Genomic DNA, 25,238 nt, shown 5'->3' with positions numbered 1-25,238 from the left:
CTTACTGCTTGCGGTACACCGTGATGTGCCGGTGTGAACCGACGACGAACGGCGAACGGTCCCAGCCGCCGAAGCGGTCGACCTTCTCGTAGCCGGCGATCCGGGCCATCATGTCCAGCTCGCTGGGCCAGGCGTAACGGCTCAGCTCGGTGAACGTGGACACCTCGCCGCCACCGATGGTCGTGTGGATCTCCGCCAGGATCTGGTTCGGCGGGTCGACGCTGATCGTGTCGACCATGAGCCGGTCCACGGCGAGATGCCGCACCTGGAACTCCGGCTTGGTGAGCCCGTGGAAGTAGGTCGGGTCGTAGACCTCGACGAGCAGCGTCGCACCCGAGGGCAGGTACTCGCCGACCTTGCGCATCGTCTCGATCTGCTGCTCGGGATCGACGAGCATGAACAGCGTGTTGCAGACGACGTAGCAGTGGTCGAAGGTGCCCTCGAGGTCGAGCTTGGTGAAGTCGGCCCGGATGGTGGTGACCTTCTTCTCCGGGTCACGCTCGTGCAGCTTCTCCAGCATCAACGGCGAGACCTCGACCGCGTGCACGTCGAAGCCCTTGTCGGCCAGCGGAATCGCGACCCGGCCGGTGCCGGCGCCGAGTTCGATGACCCGGGCTCCGGGTTCGACCAGCGAGGCGATGAAGTCGACCGTCGCCGGCGTCTCCATCGTCGGGTACATCTGGTCGTAGACCTCGGAGAGCGCGTCGCCGTAGGCCTCGGGATTCACTTGGAAAGGCACAGGTCGCCACCATCTTCGGCGTCGACGGCCGGCTTCTCGCCGAGCGCGTGGTAGTCCGACAGGAACAGCATCCGTGGCTCGACGCTCTCCTCGTGACCGGCCGACTGGGCGATCAGGAACTGCACCTGGACGGCGTCGGGGTGGTGGTCCACCTGATTGGTGACGAAGTTCAGCAGCGCCAGGTAGCTGACGGTGAGCTGAACGCGTTCGATCTCGGCCACCTTCTCGGAGGCCGAGAGCAGCTCGGAAGCCACGTCGAACAGGGCCTTCTCCATCCGGCGATGCGGGTGCCAGATCATCTGCAACATCGTCCGGTCCTTGTTGATCTGCTTCTCCCGCCACGGCGTCAGCTCACCGTTCGGCAGCTTGTCGCGGTACAGCACGTTGAAGTCGTGCCGCGCGGGCGTCGGGGCGAAGAAGCGCCAGTTCGGGATCGCCATCGACGTCGGATCGATCCGCACGCCCCACGGGTGCGGCTTGTCCGCCTGCTGGCACAACGTCAGCGCGTACCAGGACCCGAGGGTCCCGTAGAGCGCCCACCTGCCGACGGTACCCACCGTCAGTTTCGGCCTGGAGAATCTCGACACCGCAACACACCGCCCTGTGGTTAGTAGGTCTGGCCGGTAGGCCGTTGACAGCTCAAGGCCCGGTCGGCACCCGGTTCGCATGCCGTTCGAGCGCCCACTCGATGACGCTCGTGACGTTCCTGGCCTGGTCCTCGTTCATGACGAGCCCGTCGTGTTCGGCGTTCGGCACGACTTTGTGCATGCTGACCGTCGACAGCTCCGCCAGCTCGGCCTGCATCCGGCCGTGTGCGAGGTCCATCGACGCCTGCTGCCCGGCCGTGACGACGCCGATCGGCAGGGCCTCCGGCAGCAGGGTGGAGGCTGCCTGCGGGGCCCACTCGGTGTTCCACAGTGCGAACTCGCGCCGTGCCGCCGCCCACGGTTCCGGGCGGCGCATGATGCGCCCGCTCGGCTCCACCAGGTCGGCAGGCAGGTCGGCGATCGCGCCGAAGTCGTCCGGGTTGGCCTCCGGCAGCAACCGGTATCGGCTGCGCAGGTGCATCCGTGAGATTCCTTGTTTGACCAGCGGCATGCCCTCGCGTTGCAGGGTGGACCGGCGAAGCTGGTCGGGGTGCGAGGAGTCGACCAACACGATGCCGGCCAGGTCGGCCGCGTGGTTCCGGGCGAACGTCCGCGCGAGCAGGCCGCCCACCGAATGACCCACCAGCAGGTACGGGCCGGAGAGGCCGAGCTCGTGCAGCAGCCGCTTGGTGAGCAGGTTCAGGTCCGCCGAGGTCACGGCCGGCTTGTGCTGGCTGCTCCAGCCGTTGCCCGGACGGTCGTAGGCGAGGTACGGAACGCGGCCGTCGAGCGAGCGCAGAATCCACGCCCATTCCGTGCAGGGGCAGGACAACGCGCTCTCGAACACCACGGTCGGGCCACTGCCCGCCGTGCTGGACATGTGGTGGATCGACTCGCGGCCGATCTGTGTGAACGTTCCCGGAGCCTCGGGACGTTCCTCCGGCTGCCGGGCGCGGGCGGCCCCCGCGAGCGCGAGTGCCGCGCCCGCGGCGCCCGCCACGGCGATGGCCGTCCGGTTCGCCCCGCTCACGATGACGCGCTCGCAAGCTGCTTGCGTGCCTCGGTTCGGGAGGCGAATCCCAGGGACCGGGAGAAGTGCGCGACCGCGGGGTAGGTGGCGACGAACGACCAGAAGAACCGGTTGAGACCCATGAACCGCGCGTTGCCGAGGTGGAAACCCATGCCGCTGAGCAGGATCAGCCGGGCGATCGGTTTGGGGGCGACGAGAACCAGCGGGAACAGGACCTCGGAGAGCATGACCATCCAGGCGAGCCCCTGCGCGGCGAACTTGTTGCTCTTGGCGACCTGGTAGAACAGCTTGTCCCCGTAGGTTCGGGTGCGGAAGACGCCGGTGATGGCGTCGCCGCTGCGCCAGACCGGGGAGGTCAGCTTCACCGCGCCCGAAGTGAAGTAGGACAGGCAGCTCTGCGCCGCGATGAACGCGAGCGCGGCCTCGCGGGCCCGGCGGTCGTGCGGGTAGGCCTTCTCCAGCAGTGAGACGGCGAAGTTGATGAACGCCAGGTGATCGGAGCCGTCCAAGCCGTAGTTGCTGCGCAGGTTCATCGCCGCGCCGGTGCTGGTCATGCCGGCGAGTGCGGCGCCGCGGCCCTTGCGGTTGACCCGGGGGGCCAGCAGGCTCAGGCCGCTGAGCGCCCTAGTCCGGACGACGTTCACGACCTGCGGGTACTTCAGCACCTTGTCGAGCTGTTTGCCGACTCCCCTGTTCAGGCCCAGCATCCGGGTGCGGGAGATGGGCCAGCCGAGCAGACCGTTGTCGTCCAGGGACTTCGAGGTGGCGAGCAGTTCCATCGCGCTGATCGTCGCGCCGACAGCGGTGAGTTGCTCGACACGCTGGAAGGCGTGGTCGATGTCGTCCTTCGGCGTGCCCCTCCAGCGCCCGGGAATCGAACGCAGCCGCATGGTTCCTCCGACCTGTAGGCGATCACCGGCGCGTACGGCAGCCGGACCGCGGGTCCGACGAAGTGGGTGGCTCCATCCGCGGAACGGTAGAACCGGAGGTGGAAGTCGCCTTCGACCTGGGGATCTTCAGTGCCGGGCTGAGCCCTTCGTCGCTTGCCTCGAAGCCTATGGCGAGGCCGGTGTCGAAGTCGTCCGTCATCCGACGGGCATCAGGGGAGGGGGGTTCAACCAGAATAATGATCAGGTATCATGCCGCCCGATCTCGCTGGCCTACTACCAAAGTAGGAGGGGTGAGGCCATCCGGACGCATTCCCACTGTCTGAACGAGCGGAGGTGGGCAGGCTGGTTCCAAAATTACGTTCTATAGCCGACGAAACGGTCGATGTGCTAAAAAGTGCTATCGAAGAACGACGTCAGCGCGTTATCTCCTGGCGGGGAGCGACACGGGGGCGCGGGATCTCTACCCAGTCGTAATCGGGTCGAGACTCTAAGTTCTTCAGGTGCCAGCGGCTCGCAGCAGTCGAGGTGCGGAGTCGTACGTTTCATTGCTATGGGGGAAAGATCGGGCCTTGTGGCCGGCCGCTGCTACTGGGGGTGGAAACACCTGGCAGAGGCCACCACGGCGACCTGTCCAACGACTCTCAATCGAAGGTAGCGATGCTTTGTGATAGCGATGGGAATGATCGACGAGAGGCCGGGCAGAGCTGACGCGGATCCCTTCTTCGCATGGCTGCACGCGATGGATCTGGGGCGGTTCAACATCACGATCAATCACGTATCACCTAACGTCGAACAAGCGGCACAGAATGTGACCGACGCGCGGCCGGATGTTTGGCTCATGCGTTCGAAGGCGTCATTGCGTTCTGGGGCGCTGCACCAGCTCTGCGGGGATTCCGTGCCGAAGGACCTGCTCCGGCCGGTCGTCGCGGTCTGCGAGGACGACACGGAGGACGTCGGGCACGCACTGGGGCACCGCGTCTCCGCGGTGGTACTGACGAACGACTCGCCGTGGCAGATCACCTCGGCCATCCACTCGGCGGCCTCGCGGAAACTCTTCCTGTCCTCGCAGGTCCTCGACCAGTACCGGGACCAGGTGGTCGAGCTCATCACCTCGCCGCCGTCGACCCGGCTGGAGGCGCTGACCAATCGCGAGCACGATGTGCTCATCTGCCTCGCGGAGGGCCTTTCCAACTCCGAGATCGCGCGTCGTCTGTACATCAGCAGGGCCACCGTCGGCTCGCACGTGCTGAGCATCCTCCGAAAGTTGGAGGCGTCCAACCGCACCGAGGCCGCCGCGCTGGCGTACCGGTTCGGGCTGATGGACGGCGCGAAGCGCATCGGCGGCACCGAGCGGGAGGGTGTGGAGGTGCGCCGCCGTGCGTGAGGGCGAGCCCGCCGGTCCGGTCCTGCTCTACGACGGCGACTGCGGCTTCTGCTCGCGGTCGGTCCGTTTCCTCGAGGAGCACAACCTCATGGGATACCGGGCGACGCCGTGGCAGCGGGTGCCGGACGGCGAGCTCACCGTCGCGTTCGAGCGGCTGCAGAGCGAGGTGGTGCTGGTGCGTCCGGGGCTGCCCGTCGTCGGCGGCGCGGACGCGCTCGCCGCGTCGGTGCGAGCGTCGGACTCGCGGCTGAGGTTCACCGGTCGCCTGCTCGCCCTGCCGGGATTTCGGGCGGTGGCACATGCGGTCTACCGGCAGGTGGCGCGGAATAGGTATCGCCTCCCGGGCGGATCGGCGGCGTGCCGGATCGGTTGAGCGTTCGGACGGTGGGCGTCGGCCTTACTTGCGACCTGACACGACGAAGCCGAGGATGACGCCCACCGCCAGGCCGATCGCCAGGCCGATGATGATCTGGTCGAAGAGCATGCCGGCGCCGAAGCCCAGCGCTATGCCTATCGCGGTGAAGTATTCGACGGTGTGCTTCTTCGATCCGGCTTCATTGGAAGTCATGGCATCTCCTATTCCGGGTAGATAATTGTCTGATGGTCACACGGGAGTAGCGTCATGGCAACTCGGCCGGCCCGGTGACTGCGAGCTTTCAGTCACCGCGAATGGAGGAGTTCACCAGGCAGAAATCCCGATGAACTCCTCCATCGCAGTTTGCCCCGTAGGACTACTGAATCAGCCGCGCAGACCCTCGGCGCGAATGTTCAGCAGCTCCGCGCCGGACCTGCCGGCCAGGTTGATGCCCGGGTTCTTGACCGCGGACTCCTGGCCCACCAGGTCGGTGACCATGTTGCCCGCCGCGTACAGCGCGGTAGCCGAGGCGACCACCGCGGCAGCCGCGGGGGTCGCCAGGACAGGGGCGTTACCACTCACACGCTCGAATGGACGAAGAACGCCCTCAGTCTTCTGAAACGCTACCTGGGCAGCCTTCTCGATTCCGTTCATTCCAATTCCTCCATTTCGATCAATGGTATTGATCAGTGGAAATCCTACTGGTCTCATATTGTCTCGCATCCATCATGTGAACGATTGTCGCTTTGCCGCGCTGCAAAAGGAGGAGGTCGATCGCCGCGGCATCGCGAGAGAGGCGACCAATGGTCCCTGCGGGGACTGGGCGTCGAGTAGCGGATGTGTCCCGTCCAGCGCACCGCGCATCCAGGCAAACGTGGCGGCCCCGTCCGAGGCGTTCAGCAGGGCCGTCAGACTGCGCGCGAGCGCGACCTCGTCCTCCTCCCGGCGTTCCGGCGCCAACCAGAACGCGGCGAACTGCCGGGCACCGGCCAGGATCTCCTCGTACGACTTCTGGTAACCGTCCGCCACCGTCCGCCGTCCTTCGGCCAGCGCCGCCTCGACCGCGTCGGCTGCGGCCTGAGCCGCCAGCAGGGCGATCGTCGACGGCGTCAGGAACAGCGGATCGGCGAGACCGGCCGCGTCACCGACGCTCAGCCAGCCCGTACCGGCGAGCTCGGCGGCACGGTAGCCGCGCCACCGGCGAACCGCACCGGACCCTGTGGATTCCGGTGTCTGCCCGTCCGTCGGCACCGGCAGCAAGGTCCCGTGCTCGACGTTGCCCTGGCCGAGCGGTATCGACCAGGACCATCCCGCCTCGTGCGGCAACCTCGCGATCACGAAACTGTGCGGATCCGGTGGTTCGGCCGACTCCGCTCGCGCGACCGGCTCCGTGCTCAGCAGCTGCCCACCCGGATCCGGTTCGGTCGCGGCGAGATGCCCGGCCACCGCGCGCTCGGGTCCGCTGGCATCGACCACGATCGCCGCCGCCCACTCGGTGACGACCTCCTCCGAGCCACGGGATCGCACCCCGGCCACGGCACCGTCGGCGCACACCGGGCCCAGCACGGTCACCCCGCGGCGCACGGTCGCGCCGAGTTCCCGGGCACGGTCCAGCAGCAGCTCGCTGAACGCCCGGTAGTGGACGTGATAGCCGAAGCCGAACGGGCCGGATTCGGCGAGGTCGCTACGGGACGGCTCGGCCCCGTTCCCGCGGTCGAACACGGCGTATCGGGAGCGTACGGCGCCGATTCCGGCCATCCGGTCCCGCAGTCCGAGTTCGGCCAGCAGCGGCTGGACGCCGGGATACAGCGCCTCGGCCCCGGCCGGTGCCGCGGAGGACTCCCGTTCGAGCAGGCACACCCGGAAACCGCGCAGGGACAGCAACGCGGCGACGGCGGCGCCGCTGGCGCCGCCGCCGACCACCACCACGTCGGCCGGGGCCGGGGGCTCGGAAGGGACCGTACTCACGGCGTCCGCTGCACGTCCCCGGTCGCCTCGGCGCGCTGCGCCGCCGGAGGCGTCCCGACGGAGTGGAACTCGGACAGGAACACCATCGTCGGCTCGTCCTCCACCTCGTAGCCGCCCGAGACGGCGATGAGGAACTGCGTCTGGACGGCCTCCGGGTGGTGCTTGCGACTGGTGAGGTGCGAGAGCAACGTCAGGTACGGCACGGAGAGTTGCACGGTCGGGTCGGCGTTGCCGCTGAGGTGACCGTGCTGGCCGATGAAGCGCAGCAGTTCCGCCGAGGTGTCGAACACGGCCTTCTCGGCGCGGCGGTGCGGATGCCACACCGAGTGCAACAGGGTCCGCTCCTCCACCTTGCTGTACTCCTGCCAGCCGGTGACGGTGCCGTCGGCGAGCTTGTCGCGCATCAGCAGGTGGTGATCGTGGATGCCGGGATTCGGGGCGAAGAAGCGCCAGTCCGGGATGAACAGGTACAGCTTGTCCCACACGCTGGTCTTGCTGGAGTCGCGGTACAGCTTCTGGCCGACCACGGTGAGGCCGAACCAGCTCGCGAACACCCCGTAGAGCACGTGCCGTGCGGTCTTCCTAGACATCGCCCTGCCCTCCACCCTGTGCCTTGTCGACGGGTTGTTGCCCGCTGGCGGGCACGCCGGCCACCAGGCCGAGCACGTCCCGCGTCGCCTTCGTCACCGCCGCCGCCCACTCCTGCGCCAGCAGCAGGCCGAAGTGGGACGCCTCGCGCACCACCGAGGCGAACGACTGGTCGGAGAGCTGGAGCAGTTCGTCCTGCAGCTTGCGGTGTGCCACGTCGTTGCGCAGCGACTCGCCGGAGATGACGACGCCCACCGGCGCGCCGCGCGGGAAACGGCCGGTGACCAGCTCCGCCGGGTCGGCGTTCTTCCAGGACACCAGCTCCGCGGCGGCGGATCGCCACATGGCACCCACGTGCAGCCGGGAACGAGCGTGCTGGGCGGCGGTCGGTGGCAGGTCGGTGAACCGTTCGTCGATCTGTCGCTTCCCGAAACCGGTCATCGCCTTGAGCGCGGAGACCTTGAGCGACTGCTCAAGCCAGGCGGTGCCCCGGCGCTGCGTGGCCGACCGGCGCAGCTCCTCCGGATGCATCGCGTCCACGAACAGGACGCCCGCGACCCGCTCCGGCCGGGTGTCGGCCAGCCTGCGCGCGACCAACCCGCCGAACGAGTGCGCGACGAGCACCACCGGCTCGTTCACCTCCAGGCCGTCGAGGACGCGGTCGAGATCCTCGGCCAGCCGGGGTATCGAGCGCGGGCCCTTGCCGGTGTCGCTCCAGCCGCACCCGGCCCGCTCGTAGCTGATCGTGCGGGTGTCGGCGGCCAGCGACTCCTGGACCCATGACCAGGTCTGCAGGGGGGACGCGAGCCCGCTCTCGAAGACGACGGTCGGCGCGGTGGTCGTCCGGCCCCGGATGAGGGCGTGCCGCTTCCCGTCTCCGACGTCGACGAGTCGTCCTGCCGGTTCGCTGGGAACGGTGCTGGTGCGGACCATGATCGTCACCGACCTCCTCGGATGATGGGTGCGTGCCCCGCCTCCCGGCGTGGTGCACCGTTCGGCGCGGCGGAGCCGTTGCTGCCGTTCGGTGAGTGCTGGGCCGGAGCCTGGGCGCTGAACTGGATGGACGTCAGACGCTGGTAGAGCGGGCTGGACCGCATGAGTTCGATGTGCGAACCGATCGACTGGACCCGCCCCTGGTCCATCACCACGATCTTCCCCGCGTCGACGACGGTCGACATGCGGTGCGCGACGCTGATGACACTGCACTCGTTCGCCACGTTGCGGATGGTGTTGCGCAGCGTCAGTTCCGACTCGGAGTCCAGATTGGACGTCGCCTCGTCCAGCAGCAGGACGGTGGGCCTGCGGATCAGCATCCTGGCGATGGACAGCCGCTGACGCTGACCGCCGGAGAGACCGACGCCGCTGTCCCCGAGCGGCGTCTGCAGTCCCTTCGGCAGCCTGCTCACCATGCCGTCCAGGCCGCTGAGCCACAGTGCCCGCTCGACCTCGGCGGTGGTGGCGTGCTCCTCGCCGTAGACGAGGTTGTCGCCGATCGTGCCGTGCAGGGTGGTGCTCTCCTGCTGTACGTAGCCGACGAGACCGCGCAGCACGTTCACCGGGATCGACTCGACGTTCTCGCCGTTGAGCAGGATCCGTCCGCCCTGCATCGGGTAGAAGCGCATCAGCAACTGCAGCAGCGTCGTCTTGCCCGCTCCGGACGGCCCGACGATCGCGGTCAGTCCGCGCGGTGGCACGGCGAACGAGACCCCGTCCAGCGTGGGCTCGTCCTCGTAGCCGAAGCTCACCTGCTGGAACTCGACGCCCCGCTTGCCGTGTACCACGGTGTCCTGCGCGGAGACGATCTCGCTGGGGCGTCCGGTGACCGCCGCCGCGTCGGCGGGCAGCCGCACCGGCGCCTCCTGATCGACCGCGGCGAGTTCGTTGATCCTGGCGATCGCGGCGCGGCCCTGCTGGAGCTGGCCGATCCCCATGAACAGCGTGACCAGCGGTGACACCAGGTAGAACAGGTACATGATGAACGCGGTCAGGTCGGCCGCCTCCATCGTGCCGGTGGCGACCCTGCCCATGCCGGTGACGATCACCGCGGCCAGTGAGGCCTGCAGGCCGATGCTCATCGCGGGGGACAGCAGCGAGCTGAGGGCGCTGACCTTGATGCCGGATCGGCGGGCCGACAGCGCAAGCCCGCCGATCCGGTTGCTTTCCAGGGATTCCGCGCGGCAGGCCTTGACCGTGGTCATGGCCCCCATCGCGCGGTGCAGGTCGGCGCCGAACTCGCCCATGATCGAACGCTGCTTCTGCGCGACCTTGCGCAGCCTGCGCGCCAGGATCAGCGAGAGCACGCTGGAGACCGTCATGCACAACGCGGTCACGCCCAGCAGCAACGGGTCGATCAGGAACATCAGGACGAGGCCGCCGATCAGCATGGCGGCATCGACCAGGATCGAGGCGAGGCTCTGCGAGAGCGCGATCTTCAGCATCGACGTGTCCGCGACGATGCGCGAGGAGATGTCGCCGAGCCGGAGCTTCGTGAACGCCTTGACGTCGGAGAACAGCACCTTCTCGATCAGCGCCGTGCGCGTCTCGTAGACGATGCGCTCACCGGTACGGCCCATCGAGTACGCCTGGAACGCGGTGAGCGCGGCCTCCGCGCAGAACAGTGCCAGCACCACGATGATCGGGATCAGCATGTCGGCGTTGGAGCCGACCGCGGAGATGAGCTGGCCGATCAGCGCCGGTTGGGCGAGTCCCGCCGCCGCGGCGAACAGGCCGAGCACCACCGCGCCGATGATCTTCCAGGTGTGCCTGCGGGTGATCGCCCCGACCCAGTCGACGTTGCCCTCGGAGTCGAGCCGGTGCGGTGCGACGTCACCGTGCGGGGCCGTCGCCTGTGCGGCGGTCATGGTCACTGCTTCTTCCCGCGTCCGAGGGCCCGCGAGCAGTAGATGATCGCCGGATACGTTCCGAGGAACGCCCAGACGAAGCGGTTGAGCCCCATGCCGACGGCGTTACCGACGTGGAAGCCCGCGCCGACGCCGATCAGCGCGCGGGCGATCGGCTTCGGGGCGACCAGTACGAGCGGGAACAGCGTCTCGCCGACGATCGTGACCTGGCCGAGCGCGCGGGCCATCCGCGGCCGGTCGCGCAGGACGGAGAAGGCCAGCTTGTGGCCGAACATCTTGGTACGGAAGATGTCCCGCACCGCGCTGCCGTCACGCCACACCGGGGAGATCGCTTTGGCGGCACCGGCGATGCCGTAGGAAAGGCAGGACTGCGCGGCGATGAACCACAGGCACGCCTGGCGGGCGCGCGGGTCCGCGCCGAACCAGCGGCTCAGCGCCAGCGTGGTCAGCGAGATCGTGAGTACGGTCTCCGAGCCGTCGGAGCCGTACGGGCTGCGGGCGTGCACGGCGAAGTTGGTCCCGGCCAGATACGTCGCCGCCGCGGTCTTGCTCTGCGCGGACGCCCTCGGGTTCATCAGGGTGGCGGCCGCGAACACGCGCATACCGAACAGAACCTGGATACCGGGCTTGTCGAAGACGGCGGCGAGAGCCTTCTCGGACTTGCCGGACATCCAGCGGTACCGGGTGCGGGCCGTCTCCCAGCTCAGCAGCTCTCCCCGGTCGAAGTCACGGGAGGAGGCGAGGTATTCGAGGGAGGAGACTGCGGCGCCGAGGCCGGTGAGTTGCTCGACGCGGTTGAGAGCGTGGTCCTGTTCGCGTCGGTCGATGGGCCTGGGGGACCGGTTCTTGCGAATATCGATAATGGCCACGCGAAGTCATCCCTGTCTGCGATGGAGGATTACCCTGACACCACGGAACTTCTCCGTCACACCACGTGCATCAGCAGAACTGTTGATTCTCGTGATCGGCTGAGCCGCAGTGGGTGCCGGGCGACGTGACGCCACGGAAATGGTTCGCCCGTGGCGTCACGTTGCATCAGCCGATCAGTTGATGCTGGAGATGCGCATGCCCAGCAGCTCGTCGACGGAGCCGTAGGCAGGCACCGGGCCGGTCGGGGTGACCTCGGCGGCGTGGTGGTCCTCGACCGAGTCCGAGATCAGGCCCGCGGTGAACACCGCGGCGGCACCGGCGGTGTAGGCCGCGTACGCCGGGGTGGCCAGAACCGGGCCGAGAGCGGTGGTGACCTGAAGCGGGTTCAGCACGCCATCCGCGTTCTCATTGGCGAACGCCTCAACATTGCTCATTGTCATCTCCTAGGTGCAGAGTTTTCCTTGCCTGACAAAACATATGTGTGCGATCTGGTCCGCTCATCCACCAGAGTAAGGATCTCGGATCGTGATTTTCCGTCCGTACGCCAGTAGATTGACGCCTTCACAACACGAATTGGGGTACGTAGTCGCCGAACTGCGCGTTGGTCACCTGACGTTCGGTGACCTGGCCGAACACCCACTGCTGCCCCACCGTTTCGCTGTCCCGCCAGCGCGATTCGAGTGGGTGTCCGATGTAGAGTGCGGAACCGCCTGCCTTCGTGAACGCGAATCGGACGGCTTCGTGCGCGGCCTGCTGGGCGTGCAGTTGTGCCGCGGCCAGGTTCGCGCGGGTGCCTCGGGGGATACCGGCCGGTGTACCCGTCGAATCGATGATGCGGGCGGTCTCCGCGAGCAGAAGTTCCCGCCCCGCGCGGAAACCCTGCACCACCCGGTTCAGATCCCTTCGCATGAGCGGCTGTTCCGCCATCCGCGAGACCGAGCCCAGCCGGGAACGGTGCCGCGCGGCGGAGGCGAACTCGTACAGGGCGCGGCGGGCCAGGCCCAGCGCGACGGCCACCGCTGCCTGCCGTCCGGCGGCCGCGAAGGGCAGCGTGCCGGAATACCCGCCGGAGGACGGTGGTGGGCCGAACGGGTCGATCACCCGTGCCGTCGGAACCGCCGCCTCGTCCACGTGCACGTCTCGGCAACCGGCGCCGTCCAGGCCGATGCCCGCCGTGGCGGAACCCAGTCGTACGGCTTCCGCGGGCAGCAACACGGCGGTCGGCACTTCGCCGGACCAGACCGGCAGGGCGAACCACTCCGCCTCGGCCGCGCCGGGGACACCAGCCCAGCGGCCGGAGATCCGGTACGCGTGCCCGTCGGCCTCGATCCGGCCCTCCGGCGACGGTGATCCGGTGACGAACGCGCCCGCGGTGACTTCCTCGCGCACGGCCTGCGGGGCCCAGTGCAGCAGGCGGGCACTCTGGGCCGCGGCGAGCAGCCAGCCCGCCGACCCGTCGGCGTAGGCGATCTCCTCGATGGCGTACAGCACTGTCCGCGGATCCGCGGTCTCCGTACCTTCCGTACCGGTCGCGGCCATTTCGAGCAGGCCGTGGGTCCGGAACGTGGGGAGCGCGGAAGCGCCCTCGGCGATGTCCGCCGCGGCCGCCCCGATCACATCCGTGGTCCGGTGGTCCTCTGCTTGCACGGCAACAGACATCGATCCCTCCGGGCTTCGCTGGTCAGGCCTGGGCGCCGGTGAACCGGTGCGCGTTGCGCTCGTACACGTCGTCGCTGACCGCCAGGTGCTGCCCGGCGCCGTACACATCGCGCAGGCAGCGCTGGAGCGCGGCACCGCTCTCTTCGAGTGCGGCGGGTCCGGCGAGTTCCACCGCCCGCTCGACGATCCGTTTCGCGGAGTCCACGGTTCGCCGCAACACCAGCGCGAGCCGGGAGCCCGCTGCTTCGCCGAGCCGTCCGCCGCCGTCCAGCACCGACCAGTGATCATCCACAGTGGACATGACCAGGCTTCGTCCGGCGGCCAGCTCGATGTCCAGCCGGGCCCGGTCGACGGCGGTGTCCGCGAGTGAAAGACCGGTGTGGCCCGCCGCGGTCATCACGGTGAGCTCGTCCAGCGCGCGGCGCGCGATACCGAGCGGCAGGCCGGCCATCAGCACTGCCTGGATGTTGTACGGGCTGAGCCGGTGCAGCGGATCGGTGAAGCTCGACGGCCCGCTGAACAGCGGGGCGAGCCGGGCCGCGGGCACCTCCACCTCGTCGAGCACAAGGTCGTGACTGCCGGTTCCGGCGAGGCCCGCGACGTTCCAGGTGCCCAGGATGCGGCCCGCCCGCCAGGGGACGAAGGCCAGCATCGGCCCCGGCACGCCGTCCGGTCCCGGTACGGTCACCCCGCCCATCAGCCAGTCGGCGTGCAGGCAGCCGCTGTTGAACCGCCACCGTCCGCTGATCCGGTAGGTCTCCTCGCCGATCCGCTCCGCCTTGCCGGAGATCGCGGTGGACCCGGCGAGCACGAAGCCGCCGTCCGGTCCGACCAGTTCGCGCAGGCTCGGTTCCGGCAGCCACGCCGCGTACGCCGACTGGTTGCCGATCAGCGTGCACCAGCCCGCGGCGGCGTCGGCGCGGCTCAGTTCCTCGATGGCGGCGACGATCGTGTGCGCGTGTGCGCCGAGCCCGCCCAGTTCGTGCGGGACACCGATGCGGAACAGCCCGGCCGCGCGCAGGCCGGCGACCGCCCCGGCGTCCAGGGTGAACGCCCTGGCGGAATGGCCGGCCCGTTCCCGCAGCATCGGGGCGAGCCGGGCGGCGGCGTCCACCGGGTCGCCGGAGTCGCGGACCTCGTCGAGTTGTTCGCTCCACCGTTCCACCTCGGCGGCGAACGACGGGGCCTGCCGCCACAGCGCGGCGATCGGCTCCGGCAGGGTGCCGGTGGGCTCCCAGCTCAGCGAGCACTTCTCCGACTCGTCGGCGACCGCAAAGCGGAGGGTGGCGCTACTCTCGGTTCCGTCCGTGGTCAGGGTGGCGGAGTGGCCGTCCCGGACGAAGCTGCACTCGCAGGATTCGCCGTCCCGGTCGAACCGGTACCGGGCCTGGTCGCCGTGCCGCTCGATCAGCGTCACGCGGGTGCCGGTGTCGCCGAGCCCGTTCCAGCTCGACGGCGTGCCGAACACGGTCCACGCACGCTGCGCGGGGACCGCGATCCTGGTGGCCTGCGGAAGTGACTGGTCCATGGTTCTCCGGTGCGTCTCGGCTGGGTGTCGACGCCAGGTTCCGACGCTAGGTGCTCGGAGGGGGCGTGACCTCAGTAGATCGACTGATTTAGTCCGCGGCCGTGCTGGAACTGGCCTGCTCCGGCTGGTTGTCGCTGTTTTGGTCCGCGGCCGTGCTGGAACTGGCTTGCTCCGGCTGGGGTTGGGTGACCGGTGCGGGTTCGCTGCCGGGTGCCGGTGCCGGGATCCGCCCGCTACCGCCGGACCACCGGGCCCAGCTCACTCAGTCCACTGTGGACGGCGTCGGCATCGCTCAGCACCACGGTCACCGCGTTCTCCGGTGCCAGATACCGCTTCGCGGCCCTGGTCACCTCGTCCTCGGTCACCGTTTCCAGTCGCGCCACGTGCTCGCCCACCCAGTCGAGGCCCGCGCCCTGGGCGTCGAGTTCGATCATCAGGTCCGCCACGCCGGCGTGCGAGGTCAGCGACAGCCGCTGGCCGCCGAGGGCGTAGCGGCGGGCACGGTCCAGCTCCACCGGGTCGATCGGCCGGGTGGACAGGGTCTCCAGTTCCTCGCGGGTCTCCCGCAGCGCCGCCGCGGTCACTTCGTTCGCCACGTCCAGAGCCACGATCACCTTGCTGCCGCCGCGGGTGTGCAGCACCATCGATCCCGGCGTGTACGTGTAACCGTTGCGTTCCCGCAGGTTCTCGACCAGGCGGGAGGAGAAGTACCCGCCCAGCACGATGTTCGCGAGCTGCAGGGCGGCGAAGTCGGGATGGCGCACTCCGACGCCCGGCAGCGCGATCCGCACCGAGGACTGCACCGAACCGGGCCGGTGCACGAGCTGCACCGGGCCCGGAGCCAATGGTGGCGTCGGCGGTAGGCCGACGGTGGCACCCGTGCCGTCCCAGCGGGCGAGTACCCGCCCGGCGAGGCCGAGGGTCACCACCGGATCGAGGTCGCTCACCAGTACCAAGGTGGAACCGGCCGGGCGGACCCGCTGGGCATGCAGTTCGGTCAGGTCGTTCCGGCCGATGGCGAGAACCTGCTCGGCGTCCGGTGTCGCCTCGCCGTAGGGGTGGCCGGGGTAGAGCAGGCCGTTGAGCTGCTCGTGGATGGCGAGCGCGGGCTGCGATTTGGACACCCGCATCGTCTGCGCCACCCGCGCTCGCGTGGCGTGCACCGGGGCGTCCGGGTAGGTGGCACCGGACAGCGCGTCGGCGAGCACATCGAGCAGCGTCTCGGTACCGGAGGACAGGGCCATGCCGCTGAGCATCAGGCTGTCGGCGTTGACCGAGGGAACCAGTTGCCCGCCGACGCCCCGCAACTCGGCCCGGATCTCGTCCGCCGTCCGGCGTCGCGTCCCGGCCAGCAGGGTCTCGCCGAGCAGCACCGCAGGAGCGGCGGGAGCGGCGGCCATCGGCACGCTCAGCCGGATGTCCGTCAGCGGCACCGGACGGCGAGCGGCGACCACGCGCAGCCCCGTCGGCAGCGTTGTTTCCCGCCACTCGGGCAGCACCAGCGACCCGTACGGCGAAAACTCGGGAACCGTCATGGCGTACCACCCGGGACGATTTCCACGGTCGCACGTCGTTCCGGCACCAGCGTCGAGGCGGCCGCCGCGAGCTGCTCGGCCGTCACGGCGTCGACCATCGCGGGCAGGTCTTCGGCGAAGCGGGGCCTGTTCCGCTGGAGGGTGCCGGCGGTGGCCCAGACGGTCCGGGCGCGCAGATCGTCGAGGTTACGGATCAACCGGGCGTTCATCCTGGCCCGCACCCCGGCCAGCTCGCCCGGCTCAAGGCCGTCGGCGGCCAGCCGGTCGGTCTCCTCGCGGATAACCTCCAGCACCGGCTCGACCTCGCCGTTCTCCGGCAGGTACCCGGCGATGCGGAACCCGGTCGGGGAGCGCACGCCGAACGGGTCGCCCAGCAGGTTCGCGGCGGCGTTCACCGTCATCACCGTGTGGTCGGTGTGCACGAGCCTGCGCACGAGGCGGGAACGTTCCCCGCCGGCCAGCACCTCCGCCAGCACCACGAACGGCAGGAACTCGGCGAACTCGCCGATCGGGTCCGGCACCCGCCAGCCGGAGGCGAACGCGGGCAGCGGGGTCAGCGGATCGTGCTCCCGGTGGTGCCGCGAGGCCGTCAGGTCCGGCTCGCCGAAGTCGGGACGATCCGGGGCGTCCCGGCCAGGAATGTCGGCGAAATGCTTGTGTACCAGGGAAAGAGTTGCCTCGGCGTCGAAATCCCCGGTGACCACCAGGGCCGCGTTCGACGGGCTGTAGAAGTGGTGAAAGAAGTCCTCGGCCTCGGCCACGGTGGCCGAGCGCAGGTCCTCGAACGAACCGTAACCGTCGTGGGCGTTGGGAAAGGTGTCGAACAGGACCGGGCACAGCCGGGTTTTCGGGAAGCCGCCGTACGGGACGTTCAGCACGTTGACCCGGATCTCCTCGGAGACCACGTCGATCTGGTTGCGCAGGTTCTCCTCGGTGATCCGCGGACCGCGCATCCGGTCCGCCTCGAGGAAGAGCGCTCGTTCCACCCCGCCGGAGGGCAGGATCTGGTGGTAGACGGTGCTGTCGGGGCGGGTGGACGCGTTGAAGCTGCCCCCGGTCTCCTCGATGATCCGCGCGTGCGCCATCTTCTCCAGGTTCACCGAGCCCTGGAACATCAGGTGTTCGAAGAGGTGCGCGAATCCGGTCCGGTCCTCCGGCTCCGAGCGGGTGCCCACGTCGTAGGCGACGGCCGTGCACACGGCGGGTACCGCGTGGTCGGGCATCAGCACGACGCGCAGCCCGTTGCCGAGCCGTACGTCGACGTCCTCGCTGATGGGAGCAGGTGCGGATGGCATCGCCTTCGATGATTGTCGGTCACCTGTGCGGGGGCATCCATCAAACTGCGCAAATGGCGAGGCTCGTCAGGCGCGGCGTCCGGTTACCACGTTCGTCACCGCCACGCTCAGCACGAGCAGACAGGACGTCAGCAGCACGGCCGTGACGGTGTGGCCGGTGAACGGCTCCTCGTTCCCCATCGCCCGCAACATCGGGTTGACCAGCGGAACCTGGCGCACCAGCAGCACCACGGCCAGCGCGGCGAGCGCCAGCGCGACGGAGTAGCCGGGGCGCGGCACCAGCATCCGCGAACAGGGCAGGCCGACCGCGATCCCGGTGAACGCGCAGGCCAGGTGCGCCAGCATCGCCGGCCACAGCTCGTCCGGTGCGAGCCCGCCGTGCACCACCGCCGCCCAGCCCGCGGACAGCGCGGCCACCGGCACGCACAGGATCAGCACGGCCAGCGCCGCCGAGGCCGTCAGCAGCAGCGGACGCCGCGCGTGACTGCGGGTGATGAGCTGCTGCACCGGGTCTTCCAGGTCCAGCAGGGCAACGGTGATCCAGCAGGCGAACACCGTCATCGCCCCCGCGCTGACGGCCGACTCGGGCGGGACGGGTGCGTTGCCGTCGGTGTAGAGCACCCCCAGCACGGCGACGTAGGCCAGCGCGGGCGGAAGGTAGCGCTGGGAGTGGCCGAGCAGCGCGAATCGGTAACGCAGTAGTCCGGTCACTCCGGCAGCACCTCCCGCGCGTCCGGCAGGTCCCGGACTTCCCGGACTTCGCGGACGGAGGCGCCGTTCCGCAGTGCCTCGGCCAGGACGGCGTCGCAGTGCTCGGCGTGCACCAGTAGTTCGGTGCGCTCGTCCCGGACCGTGCTGGAGATCAGGCCGTCCGGTGCCCATTCCGGGTCGGTGCCGGTCAGCACGATCCGCATCCGCGCTGTCGCCGGCGAGGTGGGTACGGCCGGGATCAGCCGTCCGCCGGAAAGCCGGTAGAGCGCGGTCGTGTGCGCGGCGGCGACCTCGGTGCGGTGCTCGCTGAACACGACCGCGCCACCCTGTTCGCGCCGTTCGGCGATGACGTCCGCCAGTACGCCGTGCGCGGAACGGTCGAGTCCGGAGAAGGGTTCGTCCATCACCAGCACGTCGGGATCGTGTAACAGCGCCTGCGCGAGCCCGACCTTCTGTGCGTTGCCCTTGGACAGTTCCCGCAACGGCACCGCCCCGTCCCGCTCGGCGCTGGTCAGTTCGAGCCGGCGCAGCCACGCCGCCGCCCGCGTCGAAGCGTCCCGAGTGGACAGTCCGCCGGCACGGCCGAGGTGCGCGAGGTACGCCGGGGCGCGCATCCGGTGCCCGGCAGGGAAGCGGTCGGGCAGGTAGCCGAGCACCGGGTGTCCGGTGCGGGTACCGGTGGACGGCCTGGCTACCGCCGCGAGGATCCGCAGCAGCGTCGACTTCCCGGAACCGTTGCCACCGAGGATGCCGATGACGTCGCCGCCCGCGACGTCGAGCGACACCCCGGCCAGCACGGCGGGCGCGCGGCCGTAGCGCTTCCCGACGTCGCGCAGGCTCAGCAGGCTGGTCGTCATGGATCGACGCTACCGCCATATGCGGCCGGGGTCTGTGTCGGTGGTGAAGGGGTATTGGTCGGGTGCGTTGCTGGGGTCTGTACCGGTGGCGAACGGGTATCGGCCGGGTGCGCTGCCGGCCGGTTTCGGTGGTGTCGGGCGTGAAGGGCGAGTACCTGGTGATGCGGTTTGCGGTGGCTTCGGGCGAGGTACTGGTCGGTCGGTTGGTACCTGCGTGTTCACGGCGAGGCGCAGCTTGGACGTGGCCTCGTGTCCGGACTCTGTCGGCGGGGCGTTGCCTGCGGCAGCGGTCGGCGTGGGAGCGAGGGCGGCGCGGTCCGGGGCCTCGCGTGTCGGCGGGTTGCCTGCGTGGCCGCCGACGGTTCTTCTGGGGCGCCGCGGCGTGTCCGGTGGGAGGCCCCAGGTTCCGGTATCGGCTTCGGGGTCTGGTTCGCTGGGCCGATACGTTCGTGCCGAGTGGGTTTCGTGGTGGTGTCTCGGGTTTCGGGCACGCCTTCGGCGCGCCGCGGGGAACTGCCGCTCCTCGGGTCGTTCGCCGTTGACGGTCACCAGCGGCAGTTCCCCGCGGAACGGTCTTCGCGGTCCCTGTTCGTTCGTGGTCACCTGGCCACTGCGGCCGGGTGCTACGCGCTGCGGGCTGGTCGGTTCGCCCGCTGCTCCGCTCCGGTGCCTGGTAACGCCGCTTGAGGCCGAGGTGGGACGTTCCGGTTTCGTCGGTCCGTCCGTGCCTGTGCTGGAGGTTGGCCCGGCGGATTTGGTCTCGTCGCTGGTGTTGGGATCGCGGACCGGTAACGCTTCGCTGGGACGTCGGCCGGTTCGGGGGCATCCGGCACCGGTCGTCCGGTGTGCCGCCGGGAGATGGGAACCCGCGTTCTCGTCGGCCGGCTTCTTCGTTCACCTCCTTGAACGGGTAAGCGGCGCCTGGCGGCTCGGCGGGTCACCTGCGGTTGGCGCGCCGGGCGCAACGGTGGGCTGGTGGGTCTGGCGACGGTTGGCCGGCGGTCCGTCAGCGAGGCTGTTTGGGTATGGCGCTGTCCGGGCGGGTGTCTACCTGACGGAGTTGGGTTACCGGCGGATGGCTACCTGAGGGCAGCGCTGCCTCGGTGCTGGTCTCGGTGCTGCTCGGTCGGCTCGCCCGCGAGGTCGACAAGTTGGCCGAGCAGGTCCCGGCAAGCTGCTGCGGCTTGGCGCTGCCTGTGGGCTTTGCCGGTTTTCGGTGGCAGGCATCGGTATCGCGCACGACGGTCACGCGTGCGGGCCGGTTCGCTGCGAAGTCGGCGTCGACTGGCTTCGTTCGGGCGGGGGCGTGCAGCGTCGGGGCGTCAGGGGTCGGGGGGTCGGGCGGTGTCGGTTCGGGTGCCGGTGGCAGGTCGCCGGGCGGGCACCGTATCGCTCGGGGGGGGGCGAGACGGTCACTCGTGTTGAGCGGGTGGTTCGGCTAGAAGGGTGCTGGCAGGTTGGTTGGTGGGTGGAGGGGTTGGGGTTGGCTGGTGTGGTGTTGTTTGGTGGGGGTGGTGATGTGGAGGGTTCCGGTGGTGTCTTGGTGGAGGTGCCAGCCGGGGGTGTTTTTGAGTTGGTGGTGTCGGCGGCAGAGGCTGGTGAGGTTGGTGTCGGTGGTGTTTCCGCCGTGTGCCCAGTTGTGGGTGTGGTCGATGTCGGTTGTGTGGGTGGGTCGGTGGCAGCCGGGCATGCGGCATTCGCGGTCGCGGGCTTTGATGAGTTCGGCCAGGGCGGTGGGTGGTCGGTAGCGGGTGCGTCCGATGTCGCGCACGGTTCCGGTGACCGGGTCGGTGACCACTTTGCGCAGCACGGAGTTGGGGGTGGTGGCGAGGTGTCGGGCGAGCCAGGCGGGGATGGGTCCGTGGCCGGAGAGTTCGGCGGGGTGCTGGTCGGCTCCGGCGAGGGTGGTGGCGGCGACGTGGATGAATATTTCGGTGCGTGTTTCGCTCTGGCGGTGGCCGAGGCAGAGTTCGGCGAACACGTCAGCACGGAGTTGTTCAAGGGTGCGGGTTTCCGTGGCGCCGCGGAGGGTTTTGGCGATGCGGTCCACGCGGGTGTAGATGGTGGTGGCGGTTTCGGTGGGCAGGTCGGCGATGAGGGTGCTCATGGCGTCGTCTTGGTGCACCAGTTGCAGGCTGCGTTCTTGGCGGCGTTTCCGGGCTCGTTCGGCGTGCCCGTCGGGGTCAACGTGTGCGACCTGGCGCACGACCGCGCGGCGAATGCTGGATGGATTCCGACCGTCCACTCGACCAGCCATTGCGGTGTCCACCGCAATGGCGTGCTCGTCGGACAAGGGTGCGGTGGCGTCGACGATTTTGGCGGCTTTGTAGGCGTCGATGACGCCGGTTTCCATTGCTGTCAGTGTTGCTGGTAGCCGGGTGGTCAATGCTTGTGCCATCGCGACCATTCGCTGCGCGCGGTGTTCGGTGGTCGCCAAGGTCAGTGCGATCTCGGTTGCCACCCCACGCGGGCCTTCGGATAGGGCAGCGAAGCGGGCCATGGCCCGCACCTGCACGGCGTCGGCACGGGAGCGTGCGGCCTCGGCATCCCGCATGACCCGTAGCAACCCCCGCCGCGACAACCGTCCGAGCCTGACACCGGTCGGCCCGCCGTGGTTCACACCGCTGTGGTCGACGCGCACTGTTTCTCGCGATTCCATGTCCAGAATCGTGGATAGCTGAACTTCGACAGATCCCCCATCGATCATGTGTTCATTGTAGCGGGCATTCACGAGAGTGGAAATAACACCATCAGGTGCCCCCAATATGTGAAAGTCCCATTCGTGGCCCGCCCTGTCACGCTAATGCCACACTAATCCACGAAAACGTGGCACCGGGCATGAGAAACGGCCACAAGTGACGCCTTCGTAGGGCGCTATGCAGGGGATTGGGCCGTTCGAGTGTGGCCGGAACCCCGCCTGGGTGGTGACAGCGCGTAGGTGAGGCTGGGTGCGAGCGCACTACGGCGGCATGCCGCGCCCTTGGGGGCAGGTGTCGCCGACCGCCGTGAGCTCGCGCGGCCGGGGACTCGAACGACGTCAAGCTGCCCGTGCGATCAGGAACCGGACAGCACCAAGTCGCCACCGGTGCCCCGCCCGACTCGGAACCAAGCAGCACCAAGCCGTCCGGCCCCCGCGCGATCAGGAACCCGACAACACCAAACCGACCAGCACCAGGCCCCGCGCAGCCAGGAACCGAACAGCGCCAAGCCGACCAGCGCCACCCATCCCGTCAAGCAGGCCCCCGAAGGACAACCGGACGCAGCAGCCGGGGTACGAACCCGAACGCGACACACCCAACCGGACGCGACACCCCACCCGCACCGAACCAGACAGCACCGAGAAACCCGTTCCGTGGGTAACTGTCGCTGGTGACCATCAACGGCGAACGCCCCGTGCAGCGACAGTTACCCACGGCGCGCCGAAGGCGTGCCCGAAACCCAAGTCACCACCCCGATACCCCCCAACCCGCAAAACCCAACCCCCAGCCAAACAAGCCCCCCGCCAAAACAAGCCCCCCGCCCCGCCAAACGAACCCCCCAGCAGAACTCAGCCCCCAGCGGAGCAACCCCCCAGCCAAACCCGGCCCCCGAACCAAGCCCCGAACCAAGCCCCCCGGAGCAACCCCCTCGTTCAGGCCACCGCGGACTTCTGCAAGGTTCTCGTCTCCCGTTCGAGCTCCGCGACGGTCGCCGGAGCGACGGCGTGCCCGGCGTCGGCCATCCAGTTGGCGAGCATCCGGTGACCGCCCTGGGTGAGTACCGACTCGGGGTGGAACTGCACACCCTCGACGGGAAGTTCCCGATGCCGCATACCCATCACCACCCCTGACTCGGTACGCCCCGTCACCTCGAACTCGGCCGGGATGGTGTCGGCCAGCACGGTCAGCGAGTGGTAGCGGGTTGCCGTGAACGGGTCGGGCAAGCCGGCCAGCACGCCCTTGCCCTCGTGGCGTACCTCGCTGGTCTTGCCGTGCAGCAATTCGTGCGCCCGGTCGACGGTCGCGCCCCAGACGACACCGATCGCCTGGTGGCCGAGGCAGACGCCGAGTACCGGAACTCCGCTGTCGGCACACCGCCGGACGACGTCCATGCTCTGCCCGGCCCGCTCGGGGGTACCGGGCCCGGGGGAGACGAGCACGCCGTCGTACTCACCGATCGTGTCGAGGTCGACTGCGTCGTTGCGCGCAACGACGCATTCGGCGCCGAGTTGGGCCAGATACTGGACGAGGTTGTAGACGAAGCTGTCGTAATTGTCGACGACGAGGACGCGCATCCCCCAAGGGTAACCGTCCACCCCGAGGCAACCAGCGCCCTCAGTACACGCTTAACCAGGCTGCGAAGCCAGGTCCGTGCGACCGACGGTGAGACTGGGCCGTGCAGCGAAGACCGGACAGGGCGACTCGGCCGGAACCCATACCCCGCAACTCGACCGCAACTCGACCGCGACTCGACCGTGACCCGGCAGCGGGGCCGGGCGGAGTGACCGTGGCAGGGGGCCGATCGCGAGACCGGGGCGGGAAGCCGAGACCGGACATCGCGGCCAGAAGGCGAGGCCGGCCGGTGGTTCCAGACCCGCGACGCTTACCGTGCCCAGGCCGCGAACCCAACCGTTACCGAGCCACGTAACCGGACTGGGTAACCGAGCCGCGTGACCGAGCCGCATGACCGAACTGCGTAACCGGACTGGGTAACCGGACCACGTGACCGGACTGGGTAACCGGACCACGTAACCGGACCGGGTAACCGAACCACGTAACCGGACCACGTAACCGAACCACGTAACCGGACCACGTAACCGGACCGCGTGACCGAACCGCGTGACCGGACCGCCAGGCCGAACCTAGACCCGATCCGTCCAGATGCTGGACCGTACGCCAGATCACAATGAAAGTTAGGCTGCCCTAATTTACCGTGGACGGTGCGAACCGAACTCGATTTCCGAAGAGGTGTGCCTTGAGCCGTCCATTCCGCGTGGCGATCGTCGGTGCAGGACCGGCCGGCATCTACGCCGCGGACATCCTGGACAAGTCTGACGCGCCCGTCACCATCGACCTGTTCGAACGCATGCCGGCCCCGTTCGGCCTGATCCGCTACGGCGTCGCGCCCGACCACCCACGCATCAAGGGCATCGTCAACGCCCTGCACAAGGTGCTCGACCGGCCAGGCATCCGGCTGCTCGGCAACATCGACTACGGCACCGATCTCAAGCTCGACGACCTGCGCGAGTTCTACGACGCCGTCATTTTCTCCACCGGCGCTTCGAGCGACCGCACCCTGGACCTCCCGGGCATCGACCTGCCGGGCAGTTACGGCGCCGCGGACTTCGTCTCCTGGTACGACGGCCACCCCGACGTCCCGCGCACCTGGCCACTGGATGCGTCCAGCGTGGCGGTGCTCGGCGTCGGCAACGTCGCGCTCGACGTGGCGCGGATCCTCGCCAAGACTGCCGACGAGCTGCTGACCACCGAGATTCCGCCGAACGTCTACCAGGGCCTCTGCGCCAGCCACGTCACCGACGTGCACGTGTTCGGCCGCCGCGGCCCGGCGCAGGCCAAGTTCACCCCGATGGAGCTGCGCGAGCTGGACCATTCGCCGAACGTCGAGGTGATCGTCGACCCGGAGGACATCGAGTTCGACGAGGGTTCGATCGCCGCCATCCGCGGCTCCAAGCAGGTCGACATGGTCGTCAAGACCTTGCAGGACTGGGCGATCCGCGACACCGGTGACCGGCCGAAGCGGCTGCACCTGCACTTCTTCCACTCGCCCGCGGAGGTCACCGGTGACGGTCGGGTCGAGGGCCTGCGCACCGAGCGCACCGAACTCACCGGGGACGGGAACGTGCGCGGCACCGGCGAGTTCCACGACTGGGACGTGCAGGCCGTGTACCGCGCCGTCGGTTACCTGTCGTCGGCGCTGCCGGAGATTCCCTTCGACCACGGCACGGGCACCGTCCCGAACGAGGGCGGCCGCGTGCTCGACCTGGACGAGGCGCACGTGCCCGGCGTGTACGTCACCGGCTGGATCAAGCGCGGCCCGGTCGGGCTCATCGGGCACACGAAGGGCGATGCCGCGGAGACGGTGGCGAACCTGCTGGCCGACGCCCCGGAGCTGCACCGCGCCGAGTACGACGACCCGGACGCGATCCTCGCCTTCCTGGCCGAGCGTGGCGTCCCGTTCACCACCTGGGAGGGCTGGGGCAGGCTCGACACGCACGAACGTGGCCTCGGCGAGCCGCACGGCCGGGACCGGGTGAAGGTCGTGGAGCGCGAGGAGATGGTGCGCGTCTCCCGGGAAGTATGACGCGCACGTCCGGTGAGCCCATGCGGCAAAATACGGATGGAGAATCGCAGGAATTGTGATCAATAACCGTAGGCGCAGCTC

At 69.0% G+C, this 25,238-nt stretch carries 23 protein-coding genes; 3 read left to right on the top strand and 20 right to left on the bottom strand.

Annotated elements, in window-relative coordinates:
* Window position 1: 1 nt before the first annotated feature.
* The 4 genes from CFN78_RS13430 to CFN78_RS13415 are packed head-to-tail and all read right to left on the bottom strand — an operon-like array spanning window position 2 to window position 3,246.
* Window positions 2-739 carry a class I SAM-dependent methyltransferase gene (locus tag CFN78_RS13430; protein ID WP_094863110.1) on the bottom strand — a complete coding sequence of 246 codons (738 nt, stop codon included), beginning with the start codon at window positions 737-739 and terminating at the stop codon, window positions 2-4.
* The gene (locus tag CFN78_RS13425; protein ID WP_094863109.1) at window positions 724-1,326 is read right to left on the bottom strand and encodes a hypothetical protein; all 603 of its coding nucleotides are present in this window, start codon (window positions 1,324-1,326) and stop codon (window positions 724-726) included. The genes CFN78_RS13430 and CFN78_RS13425 overlap by 16 nt, the downstream gene beginning before the upstream one ends.
* A gap of 52 nt (window positions 1,327-1,378) precedes the next feature.
* Window positions 1,379-2,356, bottom strand: a complete 978-nt coding sequence (locus tag CFN78_RS13420) for an alpha/beta fold hydrolase (protein WP_240519436.1) — start codon at window positions 2,354-2,356, stop codon at window positions 1,379-1,381.
* On the bottom strand, window positions 2,353-3,246 hold the full coding sequence (locus tag CFN78_RS13415) for a hypothetical protein (protein ID WP_094863108.1): 894 nt from the start codon (window positions 3,244-3,246) through the stop codon (window positions 2,353-2,355). The genes CFN78_RS13420 and CFN78_RS13415 overlap by 4 nt, the downstream gene beginning before the upstream one ends.
* 838 nt (window positions 3,247-4,084) lie before the next feature.
* Here CFN78_RS13415 and CFN78_RS13410 point away from each other — a divergent pair.
* Both CFN78_RS13410 and CFN78_RS13405 read left to right on the top strand, forming a co-directional pair.
* Entirely contained in the window at window positions 4,085-4,630 is a 546-nt protein-coding gene (locus CFN78_RS13410) for a response regulator transcription factor (RefSeq protein ID WP_165777546.1), read from the top strand.
* The gene (locus tag CFN78_RS13405) at window positions 4,623-5,003 is read left to right on the top strand and encodes a thiol-disulfide oxidoreductase DCC family protein (protein WP_094863106.1); all 381 of its coding nucleotides are present in this window, start codon (window positions 4,623-4,625) and stop codon (window positions 5,001-5,003) included. The genes CFN78_RS13410 and CFN78_RS13405 overlap by 8 nt, the downstream gene beginning before the upstream one ends.
* Window positions 5,004-5,027: 24 nt before the next feature.
* Here the strand turns inward: CFN78_RS13405 and CFN78_RS28535 are convergent, their stop codons facing one another.
* From CFN78_RS28535 to CFN78_RS13335, 16 genes are all read right to left on the bottom strand, one after another.
* Window positions 5,028-5,198 carry a glycine zipper domain-containing protein gene (locus tag CFN78_RS28535; protein WP_110494998.1) on the bottom strand — a complete coding sequence of 57 codons (171 nt, stop codon included), beginning with the start codon at window positions 5,196-5,198 and terminating at the stop codon, window positions 5,028-5,030.
* A 171-nt stretch (window positions 5,199-5,369) separates the two neighbouring features.
* Window positions 5,370-5,567 carry a hypothetical protein gene (locus CFN78_RS28730; RefSeq protein ID WP_133116343.1) on the bottom strand — a complete coding sequence of 66 codons (198 nt, stop codon included), beginning with the start codon at window positions 5,565-5,567 and terminating at the stop codon, window positions 5,370-5,372.
* A 144-nt stretch (window positions 5,568-5,711) separates the two neighbouring features.
* Window positions 5,712-6,953, bottom strand: a complete 1,242-nt coding sequence (locus tag CFN78_RS13400; protein ID WP_094863105.1) for an NAD(P)/FAD-dependent oxidoreductase — start codon at window positions 6,951-6,953, stop codon at window positions 5,712-5,714.
* On the bottom strand, window positions 6,950-7,543 hold the full coding sequence (locus CFN78_RS13395; protein ID WP_094863311.1) for a DUF5819 family protein: 594 nt from the start codon (window positions 7,541-7,543) through the stop codon (window positions 6,950-6,952). Before CFN78_RS13395 ends, CFN78_RS13400 begins: the two co-directional genes overlap by 4 nt.
* On the bottom strand, window positions 7,536-8,474 hold the full coding sequence (locus tag CFN78_RS13390) for an alpha/beta fold hydrolase (protein ID WP_094863310.1): 939 nt from the start codon (window positions 8,472-8,474) through the stop codon (window positions 7,536-7,538). Before CFN78_RS13390 ends, CFN78_RS13395 begins: the two co-directional genes overlap by 8 nt.
* 5 nt (window positions 8,475-8,479) lie before the next feature.
* Complete coding sequence (locus tag CFN78_RS13385; protein WP_094863104.1) at window positions 8,480-10,402, bottom strand: ABC transporter ATP-binding protein; 1,923 nt, start codon at window positions 10,400-10,402, stop codon at window positions 8,480-8,482.
* Between the two features lie 2 nt (window positions 10,403-10,404).
* A complete protein-coding gene (locus CFN78_RS13380; RefSeq protein WP_094863103.1) occupies window positions 10,405-11,271 on the bottom strand; it encodes a hypothetical protein in 867 nt (288 codons plus the stop codon).
* A 174-nt stretch (window positions 11,272-11,445) separates the two neighbouring features.
* Window positions 11,446-11,706, bottom strand: a complete 261-nt coding sequence (locus CFN78_RS13375; RefSeq protein ID WP_094863102.1) for a hypothetical protein — start codon at window positions 11,704-11,706, stop codon at window positions 11,446-11,448.
* 127 nt (window positions 11,707-11,833) lie between these two features.
* On the bottom strand, window positions 11,834-12,931 hold the full coding sequence (locus CFN78_RS13370; protein ID WP_165777545.1) for an acyl-CoA dehydrogenase family protein: 1,098 nt from the start codon (window positions 12,929-12,931) through the stop codon (window positions 11,834-11,836).
* A gap of 22 nt (window positions 12,932-12,953) precedes the next feature.
* Entirely contained in the window at window positions 12,954-14,459 is a 1,506-nt protein-coding gene (locus CFN78_RS13365) for an acyl-CoA dehydrogenase family protein (protein ID WP_094863100.1), read from the bottom strand.
* Window positions 14,460-14,692: 233 nt separating this feature from the next.
* The gene (locus tag CFN78_RS13360; protein WP_094863099.1) at window positions 14,693-15,994 is read right to left on the bottom strand and encodes a M16 family metallopeptidase; all 1,302 of its coding nucleotides are present in this window, start codon (window positions 15,992-15,994) and stop codon (window positions 14,693-14,695) included.
* Window positions 15,991-17,289 carry a M16 family metallopeptidase gene (locus CFN78_RS13355; protein WP_094863098.1) on the bottom strand — a complete coding sequence of 433 codons (1,299 nt, stop codon included), beginning with the start codon at window positions 17,287-17,289 and terminating at the stop codon, window positions 15,991-15,993. Before CFN78_RS13355 ends, CFN78_RS13360 begins: the two co-directional genes overlap by 4 nt.
* A 66-nt stretch (window positions 17,290-17,355) precedes the next feature.
* Window positions 17,356-18,000 (bottom strand): hypothetical protein, encoded by a 645-nt coding sequence (locus CFN78_RS13350; protein WP_094863097.1) that lies wholly within the window; start codon window positions 17,998-18,000, stop codon window positions 17,356-17,358.
* Window positions 17,997-18,857 carry an ABC transporter ATP-binding protein gene (locus tag CFN78_RS13345; protein WP_094863096.1) on the bottom strand — a complete coding sequence of 287 codons (861 nt, stop codon included), beginning with the start codon at window positions 18,855-18,857 and terminating at the stop codon, window positions 17,997-17,999. The genes CFN78_RS13350 and CFN78_RS13345 overlap by 4 nt, the downstream gene beginning before the upstream one ends.
* 1,438 nt (window positions 18,858-20,295) lie before the next feature.
* Complete coding sequence (locus CFN78_RS13340; RefSeq protein WP_240519435.1) at window positions 20,296-21,564, bottom strand: HNH endonuclease signature motif containing protein; 1,269 nt, start codon at window positions 21,562-21,564, stop codon at window positions 20,296-20,298.
* A gap of 924 nt (window positions 21,565-22,488) precedes the next feature.
* Window positions 22,489-23,130, bottom strand: coding sequence for an aminodeoxychorismate/anthranilate synthase component II (locus CFN78_RS13335; RefSeq protein WP_094863095.1), 642 nt, complete (start codon window positions 23,128-23,130; stop codon window positions 22,489-22,491).
* 680 nt (window positions 23,131-23,810) lie between these two features.
* Here CFN78_RS13335 and CFN78_RS13330 point away from each other — a divergent pair.
* On the top strand, window positions 23,811-25,157 hold the full coding sequence (locus tag CFN78_RS13330) for an FAD-dependent oxidoreductase (RefSeq protein ID WP_240519434.1): 1,347 nt from the start codon (window positions 23,811-23,813) through the stop codon (window positions 25,155-25,157).
* The last annotated feature ends 81 nt before the right edge of the window (window positions 25,158-25,238 follow it).

The organism is Amycolatopsis antarctica, assembly GCF_002262875.1.
GTDB classification, from domain to species: Bacteria; Actinomycetota; Actinomycetes; order Mycobacteriales; family Pseudonocardiaceae; genus Amycolatopsis; species Amycolatopsis antarctica.
This window is presented reverse-complemented; position numbering and strand designations above follow the sequence as displayed.